Annotated in this window: 15 protein-coding genes; 7 read left to right on the forward strand and 8 right to left on the reverse strand. The window is 37.3% G+C overall.

The features are described 5' to 3' along the window. The first annotated feature begins 99 nt into the window (after positions 1 to 99). Positions 100 to 1431 (forward strand): RNA-guided endonuclease InsQ/TnpB family protein, encoded by a 1332-nt coding sequence (locus tag PN450_RS13585; RefSeq protein WP_271836654.1) that lies wholly within the window; start codon positions 100 to 102, stop codon positions 1429 to 1431. Here the strand turns inward: PN450_RS13585 and PN450_RS13590 are convergent. Then, positions 1414 to 1854 carry a SufE family protein gene (locus PN450_RS13590; protein WP_148763672.1) on the reverse strand — a complete coding sequence of 147 codons (441 nt, stop codon included), beginning with the start codon at positions 1852 to 1854 and terminating at the stop codon, positions 1414 to 1416. The genes PN450_RS13585 and PN450_RS13590 overlap by 18 nt on opposite strands. Before the next feature lie 227 nt (positions 1855 to 2081). On the opposite strand from PN450_RS13590, the gene psaK reads away from it, so the two are divergent. Together psaK and PN450_RS13600 are read left to right on the forward strand one after the other, a co-directional pair. Continuing rightward, a complete protein-coding gene (gene psaK, locus PN450_RS13595) occupies positions 2082 to 2342 on the forward strand; it encodes a photosystem I reaction center subunit PsaK (RefSeq protein WP_015078175.1) in 261 nt (86 codons plus the stop codon). Positions 2343 to 2953: 611 nt separating this feature from the next. Next, the gene (locus PN450_RS13600) at positions 2954 to 3448 is read left to right on the forward strand and encodes an ureidoglycolate lyase (protein WP_271836655.1); all 495 of its coding nucleotides are present in this window, start codon (positions 2954 to 2956) and stop codon (positions 3446 to 3448) included. Positions 3449 to 3504: 56 nt separating this feature from the next. Here PN450_RS13600 and PN450_RS13605 read toward each other — a convergent pair whose 3' ends face one another. Continuing rightward, positions 3505 to 3912 (reverse strand): NUDIX hydrolase, encoded by a 408-nt coding sequence (locus tag PN450_RS13605; protein ID WP_015078173.1) that lies wholly within the window; start codon positions 3910 to 3912, stop codon positions 3505 to 3507. A gap of 239 nt (positions 3913 to 4151) precedes the next feature. Here PN450_RS13605 and PN450_RS13610 point away from each other — a divergent pair, with 239 nt between their 5' ends. Then, positions 4152 to 4892, forward strand: a complete 741-nt coding sequence (locus tag PN450_RS13610) for a cytochrome c biogenesis protein CcdA (RefSeq protein ID WP_015078172.1) — start codon at positions 4152 to 4154, stop codon at positions 4890 to 4892. A 3-nt stretch (positions 4893 to 4895) separates the two neighbouring features. Next, on the forward strand, positions 4896 to 6263 hold the full coding sequence (locus PN450_RS13615) for a cytochrome c biogenesis protein (RefSeq protein WP_168651847.1): 1368 nt from the start codon (positions 4896 to 4898) through the stop codon (positions 6261 to 6263). 47 nt (positions 6264 to 6310) lie between these two features. Here PN450_RS13615 and hisG read toward each other — a convergent pair whose 3' ends face one another. Next, positions 6311 to 6955, reverse strand: a complete 645-nt coding sequence (gene hisG, locus PN450_RS13620) for an ATP phosphoribosyltransferase (RefSeq protein WP_015078170.1) — start codon at positions 6953 to 6955, stop codon at positions 6311 to 6313. Positions 6956 to 7030: 75 nt separating this feature from the next. Between hisG and rppA the strand changes: the two genes are divergently transcribed. Further along, positions 7031 to 7723, forward strand: coding sequence for a two-component system response regulator RppA (gene rppA, locus PN450_RS13625; protein ID WP_148763668.1), 693 nt, complete (start codon positions 7031 to 7033; stop codon positions 7721 to 7723). Between the two features lie 47 nt (positions 7724 to 7770). Here rppA and PN450_RS13630 read toward each other — a convergent pair whose 3' ends face one another. From PN450_RS13630 to PN450_RS13640, 3 genes are all read right to left on the reverse strand, one after another. Further along, positions 7771 to 8184 carry a secondary thiamine-phosphate synthase enzyme YjbQ gene (locus tag PN450_RS13630; RefSeq protein ID WP_148763666.1) on the reverse strand — a complete coding sequence of 138 codons (414 nt, stop codon included), beginning with the start codon at positions 8182 to 8184 and terminating at the stop codon, positions 7771 to 7773. An 86-nt stretch (positions 8185 to 8270) separates the two neighbouring features. Then, on the reverse strand, positions 8271 to 9344 hold the full coding sequence (locus PN450_RS13635; RefSeq protein ID WP_148763664.1) for a glycosyl transferase: 1074 nt from the start codon (positions 9342 to 9344) through the stop codon (positions 8271 to 8273). A gap of 140 nt (positions 9345 to 9484) precedes the next feature. Next, a complete protein-coding gene (locus PN450_RS13640) occupies positions 9485 to 10651 on the reverse strand; it encodes an aminotransferase class V-fold PLP-dependent enzyme (protein ID WP_271836656.1) in 1167 nt (388 codons plus the stop codon). Positions 10652 to 10736: 85 nt separating this feature from the next. Here PN450_RS13640 and PN450_RS13645 point away from each other — a divergent pair, with 85 nt between their 5' ends. Further along, a complete protein-coding gene (locus tag PN450_RS13645) occupies positions 10737 to 11852 on the forward strand; it encodes an ABC transporter permease (protein ID WP_271836657.1) in 1116 nt (371 codons plus the stop codon). A 101-nt stretch (positions 11853 to 11953) separates the two neighbouring features. Here the strand turns inward: PN450_RS13645 and PN450_RS13650 are convergent, their stop codons facing one another. After that, complete coding sequence (locus PN450_RS13650; RefSeq protein ID WP_271836658.1) at positions 11954 to 12979, reverse strand: ABC transporter permease; 1026 nt, start codon at positions 12977 to 12979, stop codon at positions 11954 to 11956. 172 nt (positions 12980 to 13151) lie between these two features. Next, positions 13152 to 14765, reverse strand: a complete 1614-nt coding sequence (locus tag PN450_RS13655) for an ABC transporter substrate-binding protein (RefSeq protein WP_210422198.1) — start codon at positions 14763 to 14765, stop codon at positions 13152 to 13154. Positions 14766 to 15120: the final 355 nt, after the last annotated feature.

Consider the following 15120-nt stretch of genomic DNA (forward strand, 5'->3'; position numbering starts at 1 on the left):
ACAGTTTTTCGACCAATGCGATAGCGAGGGAGAAAAACATGGAGGCAATTCACTAATTTTGTGCTATACTGTTTTGTAGTAAATAATTTTCACTCTAATATGCTAAGAGTAGTCAAAGTCAGATTATATCCAGATGTTCAGCAACAGCAGTCATTAGCGCAAGCTTTTGGCAGTTGTCGTTGGTTATGGAATTATTTTCTGAATTTGATGAACCAAACATATCAAGAGACGGGAAAAGGCTTGTCTGGATACGAAGTTAAAAAGATAATTCCTCAGCTAAAGAAAGAGCATGAGTGGTTATCATTGACTTATTCTCAGTGCTTGCAGCAAGTCTGCTTAAATTTGGGAGTTGCATTCAACAACTTCTTTGAAAAAAGAGCTAAATACCCCAGATTTAAATCGAAATATGGCAAGCAATCTATCCAGTATCCTCAAAATGTCAAGGTTTCGGCTTCGCTCAACCTTGACCCTGAGCGTAGTCGAAGGGTCAAGATTACCGACAATCAATTAATCCTCCCAAAAATAGGCAAAGTATCGGCAATCATTCACCGAGAGATTGAAGGGAAAATTAAAACTGTAACCATCACCAAAAGTTGTAGTGAGCAATATTTTGCCGCTATTCTATTTGATGATGGTCAAGAAAAGCCAGAATCAATTGCAGAGGGCAAAGCAATAGGTATTGATCTAGGGCTGACTCATTTTGCAATTACCAGCAATGGTTCTAAGTTTGATAATCCTCGGATACTGAATAAACACGATAAAAACTTAAAAATAAAACAGCAGCAATTATCTAGAAAGCAAAAAGGTTCTAGTAACCGAAATAAAGCTAGAAAGAAAGTTGCTAGAGTTCATAGAAAAATAACTAATTGCAGAGAAGATTTTCTCCATAAACTATCTCGGAGGATAGTTAACGAAAACCAAGTTATTGTGGTAGAAAATCTTCATGTTAAAGGCATGATGCAAAATCACTGTCTAGCCAAGTCTATTCAACAGGTTGGCTGGGAAATGTTTTGTACCATGCTGAAATACAAAGCAGAAAACGAAGGGAAGATTTATCAAGAAGTTGATAGATTCTTTCCTTCATCAAAGACTTGTCATGTATGTCTTAATCAAGTTGGCAGTTTACCGCTTGATATCAGATTTTGGACTTGTGGAAAGTGCCAGGCTAGACATGATAGAGATATTAATGCAGCAATAAACCTCAGAGATGAGGGACTACGAATACTTCGACTGCGCTCAGTACAAGTTTTGACCTCTGGAACGGGGGATAAAGCGATGAAGTGTGGTCTTGGGGGTTTCCCCCATGAACAACTTCATCAAGAAGCCTGTCGCCCAGAAGTAAGTCGCAGTCATAGAGGACGAAAGAAATCTACTACTGCGCTTTCTGTTGGACAGGAAGCCGACACTGTACCGTCAGGTCAGTGTGGGTAGTTCACATTCCAAAGCTTTTTTTTGCATTGTTTTGAAAATATTGTAAAACCCATTAGCGCGGGAAGGTGTCAAACTTACATTTAAGCCAGTTTCTTGAATAAAATCAGGAGTAAGTTGGATTATTTCTGTAGGTGTTGATCCATTTAATCCTTCTATTAATAATGCTAATAAGCCCTTAGTTAATTGGGAATCAGAATCACCCTGAAATATGACTTTACCGTCTTCTAATGATGCCGTAACATACACTTGAGAAACACAACCGGGAACTTTATTTTCTGGGAGTTTACCAGATTCAGGAAACTCTTGTAGCTTTTGAGCATACCAAATTAACTGCTCATAGCGTCGTTTTGGTTCTGTAGCGCGTTGAAAGCGGTGGACAATTTTATTTAGTGCAGGTGGTAAGGAATCAAGAGTTGAGGACATGATCAATCCAGGAAATAATTACTCTTATCTTAGCAATTACCAACCCTTTTAGATACCATTCGGATCACAACAAATATCAAAAATTGCTATTAAGTACAGCACTTGTTTATATTGTCAAGTGAAAACAAATGTTAAAATTTGCTACAAAGTAAGCAATGATATAGATTTTTATTAATCAATATTTAGATGATATTGACAAGCATCCGCAAATATCAGGAGTAAATTAGATGTTGACTTCAAGCTTACTAGCTACAGCTACCGCATCTCTAGAATGGAGTCCTAATATTAGCATAATTATGATTGTTGCCAATATCTTCGCTATTGCTGTAGGCAAATTTACGATTGAGCATCCTCATGCTAAACCAGAATTACCAGCACCTCAATTTTTCGGTGGTTTTGGTTTACCTGCGGTACTAGCAACTACTTCCTTTGGGCATATTTTAGGAGCAGGTATCATTTTAGGGCTACACAGTATTGGTAAAATCTAAATTTTACTGATTAAAAATTAGGGAAAGGAATTTATTTTTCTTCTCCCTTTTTTTATAAGGAAGAACGCCGAAAACCCTTGAAAATGTGGCTGACTCAGTCAGCCACATTTGGGCTTTAGACAAGGGATGAAGGCTAGAGGCTTTCCTTTATCCTGCATTGACGTTAATTTGAAAATTTGAAATAATTTCAAATTTTAATCCATATTCGTGATAGAATCAAATTGTCACTAAAGACATAAAAAGCTACCGAGAGACTCTCGGAAAGTTACGCTTGTCAGATATGATTTCGCCCGCCAGGGCCAACGAAATCAGGGCAAGAACCCAAATATTTAAGGCAATGCCTGAAACTGGGATAACTGAGGGATATAGACTGAAACTCTCTATAGAATCTCCGCGTCTTTAGACCGGGGAGTGTCAAGCTATAGAAATTGACTTTGCCTAGGCAGGAGTTAAAATAGGCGATTATGGTTTGTCTAAAGCATTTGATTTAGCCGGTTTAAGTGGACAAACTTTAAACAGGCGTTGTTAGATTGTATGTAAACCATCAAATAAAGAAGTTGTCAGTAACCCAGCCCTAAAGGGACTGAGTTTCCCGCTTACCGCGTGATCTTATGAGTACATTATCAAAAATACAAGAATTACCATCTCAATTGATTACACCAGAAAATTTTCAACCTTATGGACAGGTAATATATGCAAGTAAAGATGGGAAAAATTTCGATCAAGAAGATGCCCAGTTAAATTTACAAAATGGTATTCCTCATTTTTATATTATGCGGTTGCAGAAAAACGGACGGAAATTTCACCAAATTACTCGTCATGTCAAATGTACTCAATGTTTAGGTTCATTGGATAGTAAAGACTGGTTAATGGCAGTTTGTCCAGCTAATAATGATAGGAATGCACCTGGGTTATCAGAACTTGCAGCTTTTCGGATTCCCGGAAATTGTTTTATTAAATTAGATATGGGAACTTGGCACGCAGGCCCATATTTTGATCATGATTTTGTAGATTTTTACAATTTAGAATTGAGTGATACAAATGTGGTAGATCATTTCACTCATAATTTTCTCAAAAGTCATAATTTAGCCTTTGAGATGATTTAAAATAAGATCCCCGACTTCTTAAACAAGTCAGGTATCTGGATATTTTGGATATGTGTCTATATCCATGAAGTTTGAATAATTCTTTTTAGTGAAGTTTCCTTGACTAATTCAGCAGCTTGGTTAACTTCTAACCATTTTCTTTCCCTTGCGGTAGCTTCTGGCCAATCTTCTAATACTGTTTCCACAGGTAATAAAAATAAATTTACTTGATAGGTATTCCCCCGTTTTCGATATTTATAATTACCTAACTCTTCAGTTGTGACTCTACCGACAACTCCGGCTTCTTCCCATGCCTCCTTCGCTGCTGAATCATGGGGACTCATACCTTTACAAAGTCCCCCTTTAGGAATTACCCAACCTTGACGGCTACGAGTAGTAATTAATAAAACTTCAACTTTTCCATCGTTGATTCGATAGGGAATAACTCCAGATTGTTGAAAAACTTTGTTGATTTTGCGAGTCATGGTGGTAGATTCCTTGTGAATGAGTATTTTTGATTTTCAATGTGTATTTGTTAATAATGTGCCACTAAGGCAACTTTCAAAATCATTAATCTGATTTTGAGTAATCTTAACTATAAATTCAACAACTTTCCTGAAAAATCCGGAGTATGATTTACCTCACGGTACTTACTTTTATGATTTCATGATCCAAAATACGTTAAAATTCAAGCAGAGTAAGCATTTTCTACTTAAATATCCTCATGCTAGAAACTCTAGAAACCCAAATTTATCAACTTGAGCAATTTGCCAACACCCTTGTTGCGAACCAACTCACCCACCTGAGTTTCGTCAGCATTGCCATTATTTTTGCGGCTGGCTTGCTGACCAGCCTTACGCCCTGTATGCTGTCTATGCTGCCCATTACCATTGGCTATATTGGCGGTTATGAAGCTAAAACTCGCTTACAAGCAGCAGCCCAATCAACTTGGTTTGCGTTGGGATTAGCAACTACATTAGCAGGAATGGGCATCGTCGCAGGTTTAGTTGGTAAAGTCTATGGACAGATAGGAATTGGTTTACCAATTATTGTCAGTATTATCGCTATTATTATGGGACTGAACTTATTAGAAGCATTACCCATCCAATTTCCTTCTTTGAATGAAACAAATTGGATTTCTCAAGACTTACCTCCCGGAGTCCGTTCATACTCTATCGGCTTAACATTTGGGTTAGTGGCTTCCCCCTGTAGCACACCAGTTTTAGCTAGTCTATTAGGTTGGGTTGCTAATACTCAAGATTTAGTTTTAGGTGCGGTTTTACTACTTGCTTATACAGCCGGATATGTAACTCCATTAATTTTAGCAGGTACGTTTACTGCTGCCATTAAAAAACTATTAGAATTGCGCCGTTGGTCTGGTTGGATAAATCCTATTAGCGGTGTATTATTAGTAGGCTTTGGTGTTTTTTCTTTACTTTCTCGGATTCCTATTGGTAGTTTCTAAGCAATGACTTCAGATCAGACAACATCCACAGAATTAAGTTGGTGGTTAATACCGGGGCGGTTTATCCGTCGGGAAGTTTTGCCTGTATTAACTGATTTACGTTTGGCAATTATTCTATTGTTAATTATTGCCTTATTTAGTGTGAGTGGTACGGTAATCGAACAGGGGCAATTGCCTGATTTTTACCAATCTAATTATCCAGAACATCCTGCTTTGTTTGGTTTCCTTTCTTGGAAAGTTATTCAAGTAGTTGGGTTAGATCATGTATATAGAACTTGGTGGTTTTTGAGTTTATTAGTTTTATTTGGAACTAGTTTAACGGCTTGTACTTTTACTCGTCAATTACCAGCCCTCAAAGCTGCTCAAAAGTGGAAATATTACGAAGAACCTCGCAACTTCACAAAATTAGCTTTAAGTGCTGAATTGGAGGGTGTTTCTTTGCCATCAATTACGCCAATTTTGCAGCAAAAAAGTTATCGAATTTTTCAGGAAAAAGATAATATTCTTTATGCCCGCAAAGGTATAATTGGTAAATTGGGACCAATTATTGTCCACATTGGGATTGTCGCTATTTTGCTGGGGGGAATTTGGGGAGCAATGACGGGATTTATGGCTCAAGAAATGATTTCTAGTGGCGATACATTCCAGGTAAAAAATATTGTTGATGCTGGTGCTTGGTCTTCTCAAGATGTGTTGAAAGATTGGTCTGTGCGTGTCAATCGCTTTTGGATTGATTACACACCGACGGGAGGAATTGACCAATTTTATTCAGATATGTCTGTGCTGAATAATGAGGGCAAAGAAGTTAACCATGAGAAGATTTATGTTAACAAACCGCTGCGTTATCATGGTGTGGTTTTCTATCAAACAGATTGGGGAATTTCCAGCGTTCGGGTGAGATTAAATAAAAGCCCAATTTTCCAATTACCAATGGCACAATTAGATACCAAAGGTAAGGGTAGACTTTGGGGAACTTGGATTCCGACTAAACCAGATTTAAGTGAAGGTGTTTCCCTATTAGCCAAAGATTTGCAAGGCATGGTATTAATTTATGATGCTCAAGGTAAATTAATTAATACTGTGCGGGCAGGAATGTCTATCCCTGTAAATGGGGTAAATTTGCAAATTCTTGATGTCATGGGTAGCACGGGTTTACAAATCAAATTTGATCCTGGTATTCCTATTGTTTATACTGGTTTTGCTTTATTAATGTTAGGTGTGGTAATGAGTTATTTTTCCCATTCTCAAATTTGGGCTTTACAAACAGGCAAAACTTTATATATTGGTGGAAAAACTAACCGCGCTCAAGTTGCATTTGAACAAGAAGTTTTGGAAATTTTAGACCAACTTAGTGCCGTCAAAAAGCCCTAAATTTAATATCCCCGACTTCTTAGATAAGTCGGAGATATAAGATTTAATTAAGCTGTGGTGAGCATTTCTGACCGCATTTGTGCAATTAATTTATCTAAATTACCTGTATTTAACCGATAACTTAAAGGGTGAACAATTAACCGGGCTGTACTTTCATACAAAGTCGCAATTTCAATTAAACCATTTTCCTTTAAAGTCTTTCCCGTCGAAACTATATCAACAATTGCTTCTGACATTCCCGTAATTGGACCTAATTCCACAGAACCATACAAAGGGACAATTTCTATCGGTAAATCCAAACCTTGAAAATATTCTCGCGCACAATTTACATATTTAGAAGCAACTCGACCATGAGCAGGTAAATCTAACGGGGATTTGTAGGAACTAGCCGCTTTTACAGCTACAGACATTCGACAATATCCAAATTTTAAATCCACTAATTGGGCAACTTGGGGCTGTTTTTCTCTGAGAACATCGTAGCCGACAATTCCCAATTGTGCTTGACCATATTCTACATAAACAGGCACATCTTGCGCTCGCACTAATAAGGCTTTCGCTTGTCCACTAGCATCAGTAATTTGTAATTGGCGGTTTCCTGATTCTAAGAAAGCACTAAAATCTAATCCTACAGATTGTAATATGCGGAGACTAGGTTCAAGTAGTCCCCCTTTTGGTATTGCAACAGTTAACATTCTTTTTTTTGGTATTCTTAATGTGTTTGCAGTTCACTATATTGAGAATATATCTATATTGCCATTAGCAACAGAATGAAAATTTTATTAGTTGATGATGAAGTTGAGCTAACTGACCCTTTAAGTCGTCTCTTGACCCGTGAAGGTTATAGTGTTGATGCTACTTATGATGGGACAAGTGGCAGTAATTTGGCAGAAATAGGCAGTTATGATTTACTGATTTTAGATTGGATGTTACCGGGAAAAACAGGGTTAGATATTTGTCAGGAATTACGCCGTCAAGGTAAAACAACTCCTGTACTATTTCTCACTGCAAAAGATACCCTGGATGACCGTGTACAAGGTTTGGACGCGGGCGCTGATGATTATTTAGTCAAACCTTTTGAATTGCGGGAATTACTGGCAAGAGTCCGGGCTTTGTTACGTCGTACTGGTACAGAATCCTATAGTAGCACCACAGGAAAGCTAGTTGTAGCCGATTTGGAACTTGATATAGAAAATCAAATAGCTTATCGTCATGGGAGAATCATAGAACTCTCTCAAAAAGAAAGTCAATTGTTACAATACTTCATGGAAAATGCTGGACAATTACTGACGCATGGTCAAATTTTGCACCATTTATGGCAAAATGAAGAACAACCTAATAGTAATGTGATTGCGGCTTTAATTCGTCTGTTGCGTCGTAAGGTGGAAGTAGTGGAAAAAACACCAATGATTCACACTGTTTATGGTAAAGGTTATCGTTTTGGTTCGACTGAAATTGAATAAACCAGGACATAAATGATCACAATTTAATTCTGATTGATATACTAAATCTATCCAGAAATATGAACTACTAACTCTCTCACATTATTCTGTTGACGATGTTCCCAAACATAGATTCCTTGCCATGTTCCTAATACCAAATGACCACGATTAATGGGAATTTGTTCGGAGGTATGGGTTAAAACTGTGCGGATATGTCCTGGCATATCGTCTGGTCCTTCAGCATCATGAATGTAATGGTTTTCTTCTGGGACTATTTTGGCCATGAAATTAGCTAAATCAACTAATACATCAGGATCAGCATTTTCTTGAATTACTAAACTAGCTGAGGTGTGACGTAAAAATAAACTACAAAGCCCAGTTTCTATACCAGATTCAGCAACAATAGCTTCAATTTTGGCGGTAATATTGTGAAATGATTTTCCATGGGTGGAAACTCTTAATAGTTTTTGGTAGTGGGTCATAATCCTCATGGTGTAATATCCCCGACTAATTTTTCAATGATATCAATAAATAATGAATCAATGGTAGAAGTAGGGGATCTGAATACTTACAAATAATCTATCACAGCTTTGGCTATTGTTTCATTCCCATCTTTGGTGATAATGTTAGGCTGCTTTGGTGGTTGGGGTGACTGATAAAGAAAATCCCAATCTCCTTGAAAAAATTCCGGTACTGTGAGAATTTGATGATGATTGTAATTAGTAATTCCTGCTAACATAAAAGCAGCTTCGGCAAAATCATCACGAGGTATAGTTACTACTGGTACATCTAAAAGGGTGGCTTCTGAAAATGTCCCATAACCAGGTTTAGAAATAATTCTGCCACAAATTGGCATAAAATCTACAGGACGGTATTGACGATTTGTAACTTTAATTAAGTTAGGTAAATCTGGGGCTGAAGCATCAAAAGTAATAAATTGCCAATCGGGAAATTTGTTGATATTTGTATAGGGAATTGCTTGTAAACCTAAACCCCCAAATGTTAGTAAAATTGTTTTTTCTGGAGGTGTGTTTATTCCCCAATTGGTGCGTAATTTATCAATAGAAAAATAGGGAGAACCACCAGTTAAGCCTACATCTGTAATATTAGTAAATGCTGACATAGGTTCATGGAAAGGCAGACGAAATAAAAGGTCGCATTTTCCATACCAATCACTAATCCAATCAGCAATTTCTGTAAATTCTCCTCCCCAATCTCGATAGATAAAATCCCAACCAAAATTACTAATCATCCAACAGGGGATATTTGTAGCTTCAGCAAATCCGGCAGCGAGAAAAGGAATATCTGCCAAAATGAGATTAACGCGATTTTGACGAATAAAATTAACTTCTGAAGCAATTAAGGATTTGTGATTTTTTTTAATTTCTCGTAGTTTTTCCAAAGTTGCTGATTTATCCATTGTCAAACTATCAACTTGAACAACACCTAAATCAAACGCCCGTGGACGTAAAATAAAATCACCTTCTATATAAGATTCTAGTAACCAGCGAGGTGCAGTAGTAACTAGAATTAATAACGCTTCAGGACATAATTTTTGGATAGTGTTAGCTATGGAAGTTGTGCGGGTAGCATGACCAAAACCGTGATTGGTAATTGCTATATATATAATTGGTCTGTCCATGATTTCAAAAGAAAAAGGTTAAAAAGTATTTGTGTAGGTTAGGTTGATGCAAGAAAACCCAACATTAAAAATCATTTGTTTTGTTGGGTTTTCCCCAAAGCCATTACTCCGCGTTCACGCAGTGTCCCGCAGGGATACGTTCACGTTCCACAACCCAACCTACTTGATATTGCTGCTATTAATTGGTCAATTTCCGACTCTAAAGTTAGATAATGAACACTCACCCGAATGCAATTAGGATTGGCAATTGTTCGTGTTAAGATATTTTCAGACTCTAGAGATTGCACCAATTTAAAACTAGGTTGATTAGTTACTTGAAAAGAAACTAATCCACTTTCTGGAGGTGAATTTTTTAAACATTTGACATTAGCTAAAGAGCTTAATTTTTGCCAAAGATAATTACTATTTTGGCAAATTTGCTCATATCGTTCCTGTGCTGTTCCCCATTGTTCATGAATTGTAATTGCTTGCTTTAAACCCACATATAATGAAGTTGGTAAAGTGGATACTTCATATCTGCGTCCATCTGGTTGCCAACCCGTCGGTTGGGCTTGATTATTAGTAATTATCCCACTCAAACCAATAAAGGTAGGGTGCAAACTTTCCCTCGTTTCAGGACGCACATATAAACCACCCACACCCGCAGGACCGCATAACCATTTGTGACCAGTAAAGGCATAAAAATCTACCCCCAAAGCAGTTAAATCTAAAGGAATCACACCCACTGATTGAGCCGCATCTATCAATAACAGCGAATTATTACTTCTGCATACTTCGACAATCTTATCAATAGGTAAAACTTGACCAGTATTCCACAAAACATGACTTAAAACTACTAAGCGAGTTTTGGGACGGAGATTTTCAGCAATAATACTGATAGGATCACCTTCATTTAAAGTAGCCATTAAGGGACAAGTGGTAACTTCTACCCCAAACCTGCGGGCAATTTCCTGGGCTGTAGCAATTACTCCAGGGTGTTCGCAGTCGGAAAGAAGCAGATGATCACCTGCGTGCCAATCAATCCCCCACATCGCAATATTACAACCTATCGTGACATTACCTGTGAGAGTAATTGTGTCACTTAGTACATTTAATGTAGATGCAATGGCTTCCCGACTGGCTTGTATTTGCGGTGCAATCCAACTATACGCCTCACTCCCAAAAGGCCCTATATTTTGAATATGTGCCTGAGATTGGCTAATAGCATCCATAGCCCCTTGAGGCATTGTCCCCTGTCCTCCGTAGTTAAAATAAATTTTATTACTTAAAGCGGGAAATTGTGAGCGATGATGATGTAGGTTATTCATAAAATAGGTTTGCGGTTTTTGATCTAATCTATTGATATATACTTTTATCAACAATTAATCAACATTAACTTTTACATCAAAAACTATGCATTGGTGGCAACGACTCAACAAAAACCCTCTAGCACGAACTGGGGCAATTGTCCTCTTCTCTTTGTATTTAGCAGTAATTGGTGCTGATTTCATCGCTCCTTATAACCCTTATGATTCACAAACCAATGGTTCACTACTGCCACCGACTCAGATTCATTGGGTATCTCAATCAGGGCAGTTTATTGGACCTCATGTATATCCTACAACACAAGGCGATACTAACTTAGAAACTGGGGAAAGAAAAATAATTATAGACCAGACAAAACCTTCACCATTACGATTATTTGTGACTGGGACAAAATATCAATTATTTAATTTGAGTATTTCCCTACCTCCAAAATGGCAGGAAGTCACAATTATTCCGGGTATTTCTTTAAATTGGCATTTGTTTGGTGTTATTGGTGACGCAAAATTGAATATTTTGGGAACAGATGAACAAGGACGCGACCAATTTAGTCGCTTGTTGCATGGTGGTCGAATTAGTATGTTTATTGGTATTTTCGGGATTATCATTACCTATCCATTGGCATTGCTTATTGGTGGTATTTCCGGCTATTTTGGCGGAATAATTGATAGTATCATCATGCGTTTAGCAGAAGTCTTGATGACCTTTCCGAGTATTTATTTATTAGTAGCATTATCAAGTATTTTGAGTCCAAAATTAACCAGCACTCAGCGATTTTTATTAATCATTATCATCACTTCTGTAATTAGTTGGGCAGGTTTAGCGAGGATAATTCGCGGACAGGTATTATCAATCAAAGAACTCGAATTTGTGCAAGCAGCAAAGGTAATGGGTGGTAATCCTATTTATATTATTGTTCGTCATGTTTTACCACAAACTGCAACTTACATTATTATTTCTGCTACTTTAACAATTCCTAGTTTTATTGGAGCAGAAGCAGTATTAAGTTTAATTGGTTTAGGTATTCAACAACCAGATCCTTCCTGGGGAAATATGCTTTCTTTAGCTAGTAATGCTTCTATTTTAGTATTACAACCTTGGCTAATTTTACCACCAGCAATTCTAATTATTATTACCGTTTTGTCATTTAATGTATTAGGTGATGGCTTACGTGACGCTCTTGACCCTCGTAGTGTGCAAAGATGATTATGAGTGGGTTGGGTTAAGCGACAGCGCAACCCAACAAATGTTTTAATAATTTATGTTTAATAATGTTGGGTTTCCTTGCGTCAACCCAACCTACATAACTAATATCTAATTCTCGGATCTACATAAGCATTGAGAATATCAATCAAAATACTCGCACTCACAACAATTGCCCCGAAAAATACTAACACACCCTGAACTGTAGGATAATCTCGGTCGGAAATAGCTTGATATAAACGATTTGCTAACCCTGGCCAGGAAAATGTCACTTCTGTTAAAATTGCTCCACCTAATAAGGAAGCAAATGTTAGTCCTAATACTGTAATTACAGGAATCAAGGCATTCTTTAAAGCATGGGAAACTAAAATCTTATTTTCAGAAATTCCCCGCGCTCTAGCCGCTTCTATATAATCAGCTTTTAAAGTTTGTTTTAAATTAACTCTGACAATGCGTTCAAAAATACCACTTAATAAAATTCCCAAAGTTAAACTTGGTAAAGCTAGATGATGTAAAGATGTAAAAAATTGACTTAAATTCCCACTTAATAAACTATCAATTGTATATAAACCAGTAATATTTGTAGGTGCAGGAAGATTAGGAGGAAACCGATTAGAATTAGGAAACCAACCCAATTGAACTGAGAAAACTAATTGTAATAACATACCTGCCCAAAACATCGGTAGTGCATAGGTAATAATCCCGAATAACCGCCCCCCAATATCAAAACCAGTTCCCGGACGAGAAGCGGAAATAGTTCCCACTAAAACGCCAACAATCAGCGCCACAGCCATACTCGCAAATGCTAATTCTACGGTTGCTGGAAAATATTGACCAATTATTTCACCTACATTTTGCCCGCGACTGGTTAAAGAAGTTCCTAAATCGAAGTGCAGTAATTTACCTAAATAATTGAGATATTGTAACCAAATTGGTAAGTCCAAACCAAGTTGTTTTCTTAATTCTTCTTTCGCACTTTCTGGCGCTCTTCCTCCTAAAATAGCATCTGCGGGATCTCCTGGCGTAGCTCTAAGTAAAAGAAAAACAATGGTGATAATAGTGAATAGTTGCAATGGCGCAAATAGCAACCGGGAAAAAATGTAATACTGTAATGCTTTAGAACGAGACATATTTATTAATTAAAAATTTAAAATTCACAAAAACCTCGTTCCTTGTCTCTGACAAGGAATGCAGCCTTGAGGCTCTGCCTCATCTAATTAACAAGAGGCAGAGCCTCTAAATGGCATTCCCAGCCGGAGTCTGGGAACGAGAGAATGAGAGAGAAATTACCCGGTATTGATACTACTTTTTAATTGTTTTGTAAATCAGGTTTTGGGTAGGATCAAGATTGACATTGGCTACGCCTTTTTGAGCAAATACAAAATCTTTACTTTGCCATAAAGGGATGTAGGGAACATCAGTTAACACTTGGGTTTGAATGTCGGCAAATATTTTTTTCCGAGTTTCAGGATTTTGTTCTTTACGTTGTTGATCTATGAGTTTATTCATAGCTTCACTATAATAGAATGACCCCTGAGTTTGACTACCGCCGGTTTCGCAACCTTTAGCAACTGAACCTTGTTCACAGGCTAAAAATGGCTGCACGTAGTTGTCTGGATCTAAAAAGTCTGGATACCAATTAGTTAAGGTACTGGGATATAAACCTTTGGAAATTTCTTTATAGAAAGTTGCACCTTCGACGGTTTTAACTTCAAATTGCAAAATACCATCCATTTTAGTATCAGCGAGGGATTTTAAGGTTTGTGCAACTAAACTGCGCGTCATTGAACTTGCAGGATACCAAATTTGCACTTTTGCTGGATTTTCTTTGGAGAAACCAGCAGCGACTAAGGATTTTTTGGCTTCTGCAAATTTACCATCACCATATTTATCTTGAAACAATGGTTGGGAAACATTGAAAGTTGTGGGAATCATGCTATAAAGAGGATCAGCCTGTGATAATAATACCCGATCATTTAATAATTTACGATCAATTAATGATGCGATCGCTTGTCTCACCTCTACTTGATCTAAAGGTTTTTGATTGCGATTTAAAGTCAGATAAGTAACTACACTACCTTGAGCAGATATAGCTTGCCAATCTCCCTTTTTCGCACTTGCTTCTAAACTCTGAATTTGATCTGGTTGTAAGGATAGATAAGCCACATCTATTGCACCAGTTTTAAAGGCATTAAATAAGTTGACTGGACTGGTTTGAATTTGGACATTTACACCTTTGTTTTCTGGTTTTGTTCCCCAATATTTATCAAATACATCAAACTTTAAGGAATCAGTTCCATATTTGGCTAATTTATAAGCACCAGTCCCCACAAAAATATTCGGTTTAAATTTTCCAGCCCCAATTTCATAGGATTTTGGTGAAACCGCACAGACTCCAGAAAATGCTAACAATGAAGGAAAAGCTGCAAAGGGTTTCTTCAGTTTAATTGTTAATTCATACTCCCCTGTGGCTTTAACTGAAGCTACGGTATCAGAAAGCAGGAAAGACGGTTTACCTTTGTTTTCGATAAAGCGTTGCAGACTAAACTCCATTGCTTTGGCATTGAAGGGAGTATCATCATGAAATACTACTCCTTTGCGAATGGGAATAGTATAAGTTAAACCATCTGCACTCACTTTTGGTAATGCTGTGGCCAATTGTGGTTTAATTTCTGTACTACCTGGTTCATAAGTGTACAGGCGATCGCTCATATTAAATACTAAACTCAAAGATCCCAATTCATACGCATCAGCAGGATCAAGAGTTCTTGGCTTTTCCGTTGTCCCTACGGTAATCCGACCATCACCCGTCCGAGTATTTATAGTATTAGACTGTGGTGTATTTGTTTGCTGTTTAGGAGTACAACTAACAACCAATAATAGACAAAGACAGAACAAAGATAGGAATTTTGTCATCCTACCCCATTGTTTAATTAGCAAGGAACACCAAGTGATCATTATTAAAGTATTTTCAATCAACGGTCAGTCATTATAGCAGGGAAGAGGGAATATTGATCTTTTTCCCATAACTTAATTACATAACTCATAATATACTCAAATTTTTTAACACTATCGCGTAATTCCCCGTCCTCAACTCTTAGTAGATTGGGGATGTAAGCGAGTCATAAACGAAACGTCTGGATAATTAATTTTCAACACAGTTGAAAGAAATTATTCAGACAGTTGAATTTATGACAACTATATTTTATTTATTCCTTTGGGATCAATGTATTTATCTACAAAGCAAGCAGCTCCACGCTCATTGACTGTC

The organism is Dolichospermum lemmermannii CS-548 (assembly GCF_028330815.1).
Taxonomy (GTDB): Bacteria; Cyanobacteriota; Cyanobacteriia; order Cyanobacteriales; family Nostocaceae; genus Dolichospermum; species Dolichospermum lemmermannii.

Coding starts and splice junctions, on each gene's coding strand:
- PN450_RS13585 (WP_271836654.1), top strand. CDS start 100: ATGCTAAGAGTAGTCAAAGTCAGATTATATCCAGATGTTCAGCAACAG.
- hisG (WP_015078170.1), bottom strand. CDS start 6,955: ATGTTAACTGTTGCAATACCAAAAGGGGGACTACTTGAACCTAGTCTC.
- PN450_RS13640 (WP_271836656.1), bottom strand. CDS start 10,651: ATGAATAACCTACATCATCATCGCTCACAATTTCCCGCTTTAAGTAAT.
- psaK (WP_015078175.1), top strand. CDS start 2,082: ATGTTGACTTCAAGCTTACTAGCTACAGCTACCGCATCTCTAGAATGG.
- PN450_RS13615 (WP_168651847.1), top strand. CDS start 4,896: ATGACTTCAGATCAGACAACATCCACAGAATTAAGTTGGTGGTTAATA.
- PN450_RS13600 (WP_271836655.1), top strand. CDS start 2,954: ATGAGTACATTATCAAAAATACAAGAATTACCATCTCAATTGATTACA.
- PN450_RS13605 (WP_015078173.1), bottom strand. CDS start 3,912: ATGACTCGCAAAATCAACAAAGTTTTTCAACAATCTGGAGTTATTCCC.
- PN450_RS13610 (WP_015078172.1), top strand. CDS start 4,152: ATGCTAGAAACTCTAGAAACCCAAATTTATCAACTTGAGCAATTTGCC.
- PN450_RS13590 (WP_148763672.1), bottom strand. CDS start 1,854: ATGTCCTCAACTCTTGATTCCTTACCACCTGCACTAAATAAAATTGTC.
- PN450_RS13635 (WP_148763664.1), bottom strand. CDS start 9,344: ATGGACAGACCAATTATATATATAGCAATTACCAATCACGGTTTTGGT.
- PN450_RS13650 (WP_271836658.1), bottom strand. CDS start 12,979: ATGTCTCGTTCTAAAGCATTACAGTATTACATTTTTTCCCGGTTGCTA.
- PN450_RS13655 (WP_210422198.1), bottom strand. CDS start 14,765: ATGACAAAATTCCTATCTTTGTTCTGTCTTTGTCTATTATTGGTTGTT.
- PN450_RS13630 (WP_148763666.1), bottom strand. CDS start 8,184: ATGACCCACTACCAAAAACTATTAAGAGTTTCCACCCATGGAAAATCA.
- rppA (WP_148763668.1), top strand. CDS start 7,031: ATGAAAATTTTATTAGTTGATGATGAAGTTGAGCTAACTGACCCTTTA.
- PN450_RS13645 (WP_271836657.1), top strand. CDS start 10,737: ATGCATTGGTGGCAACGACTCAACAAAAACCCTCTAGCACGAACTGGG.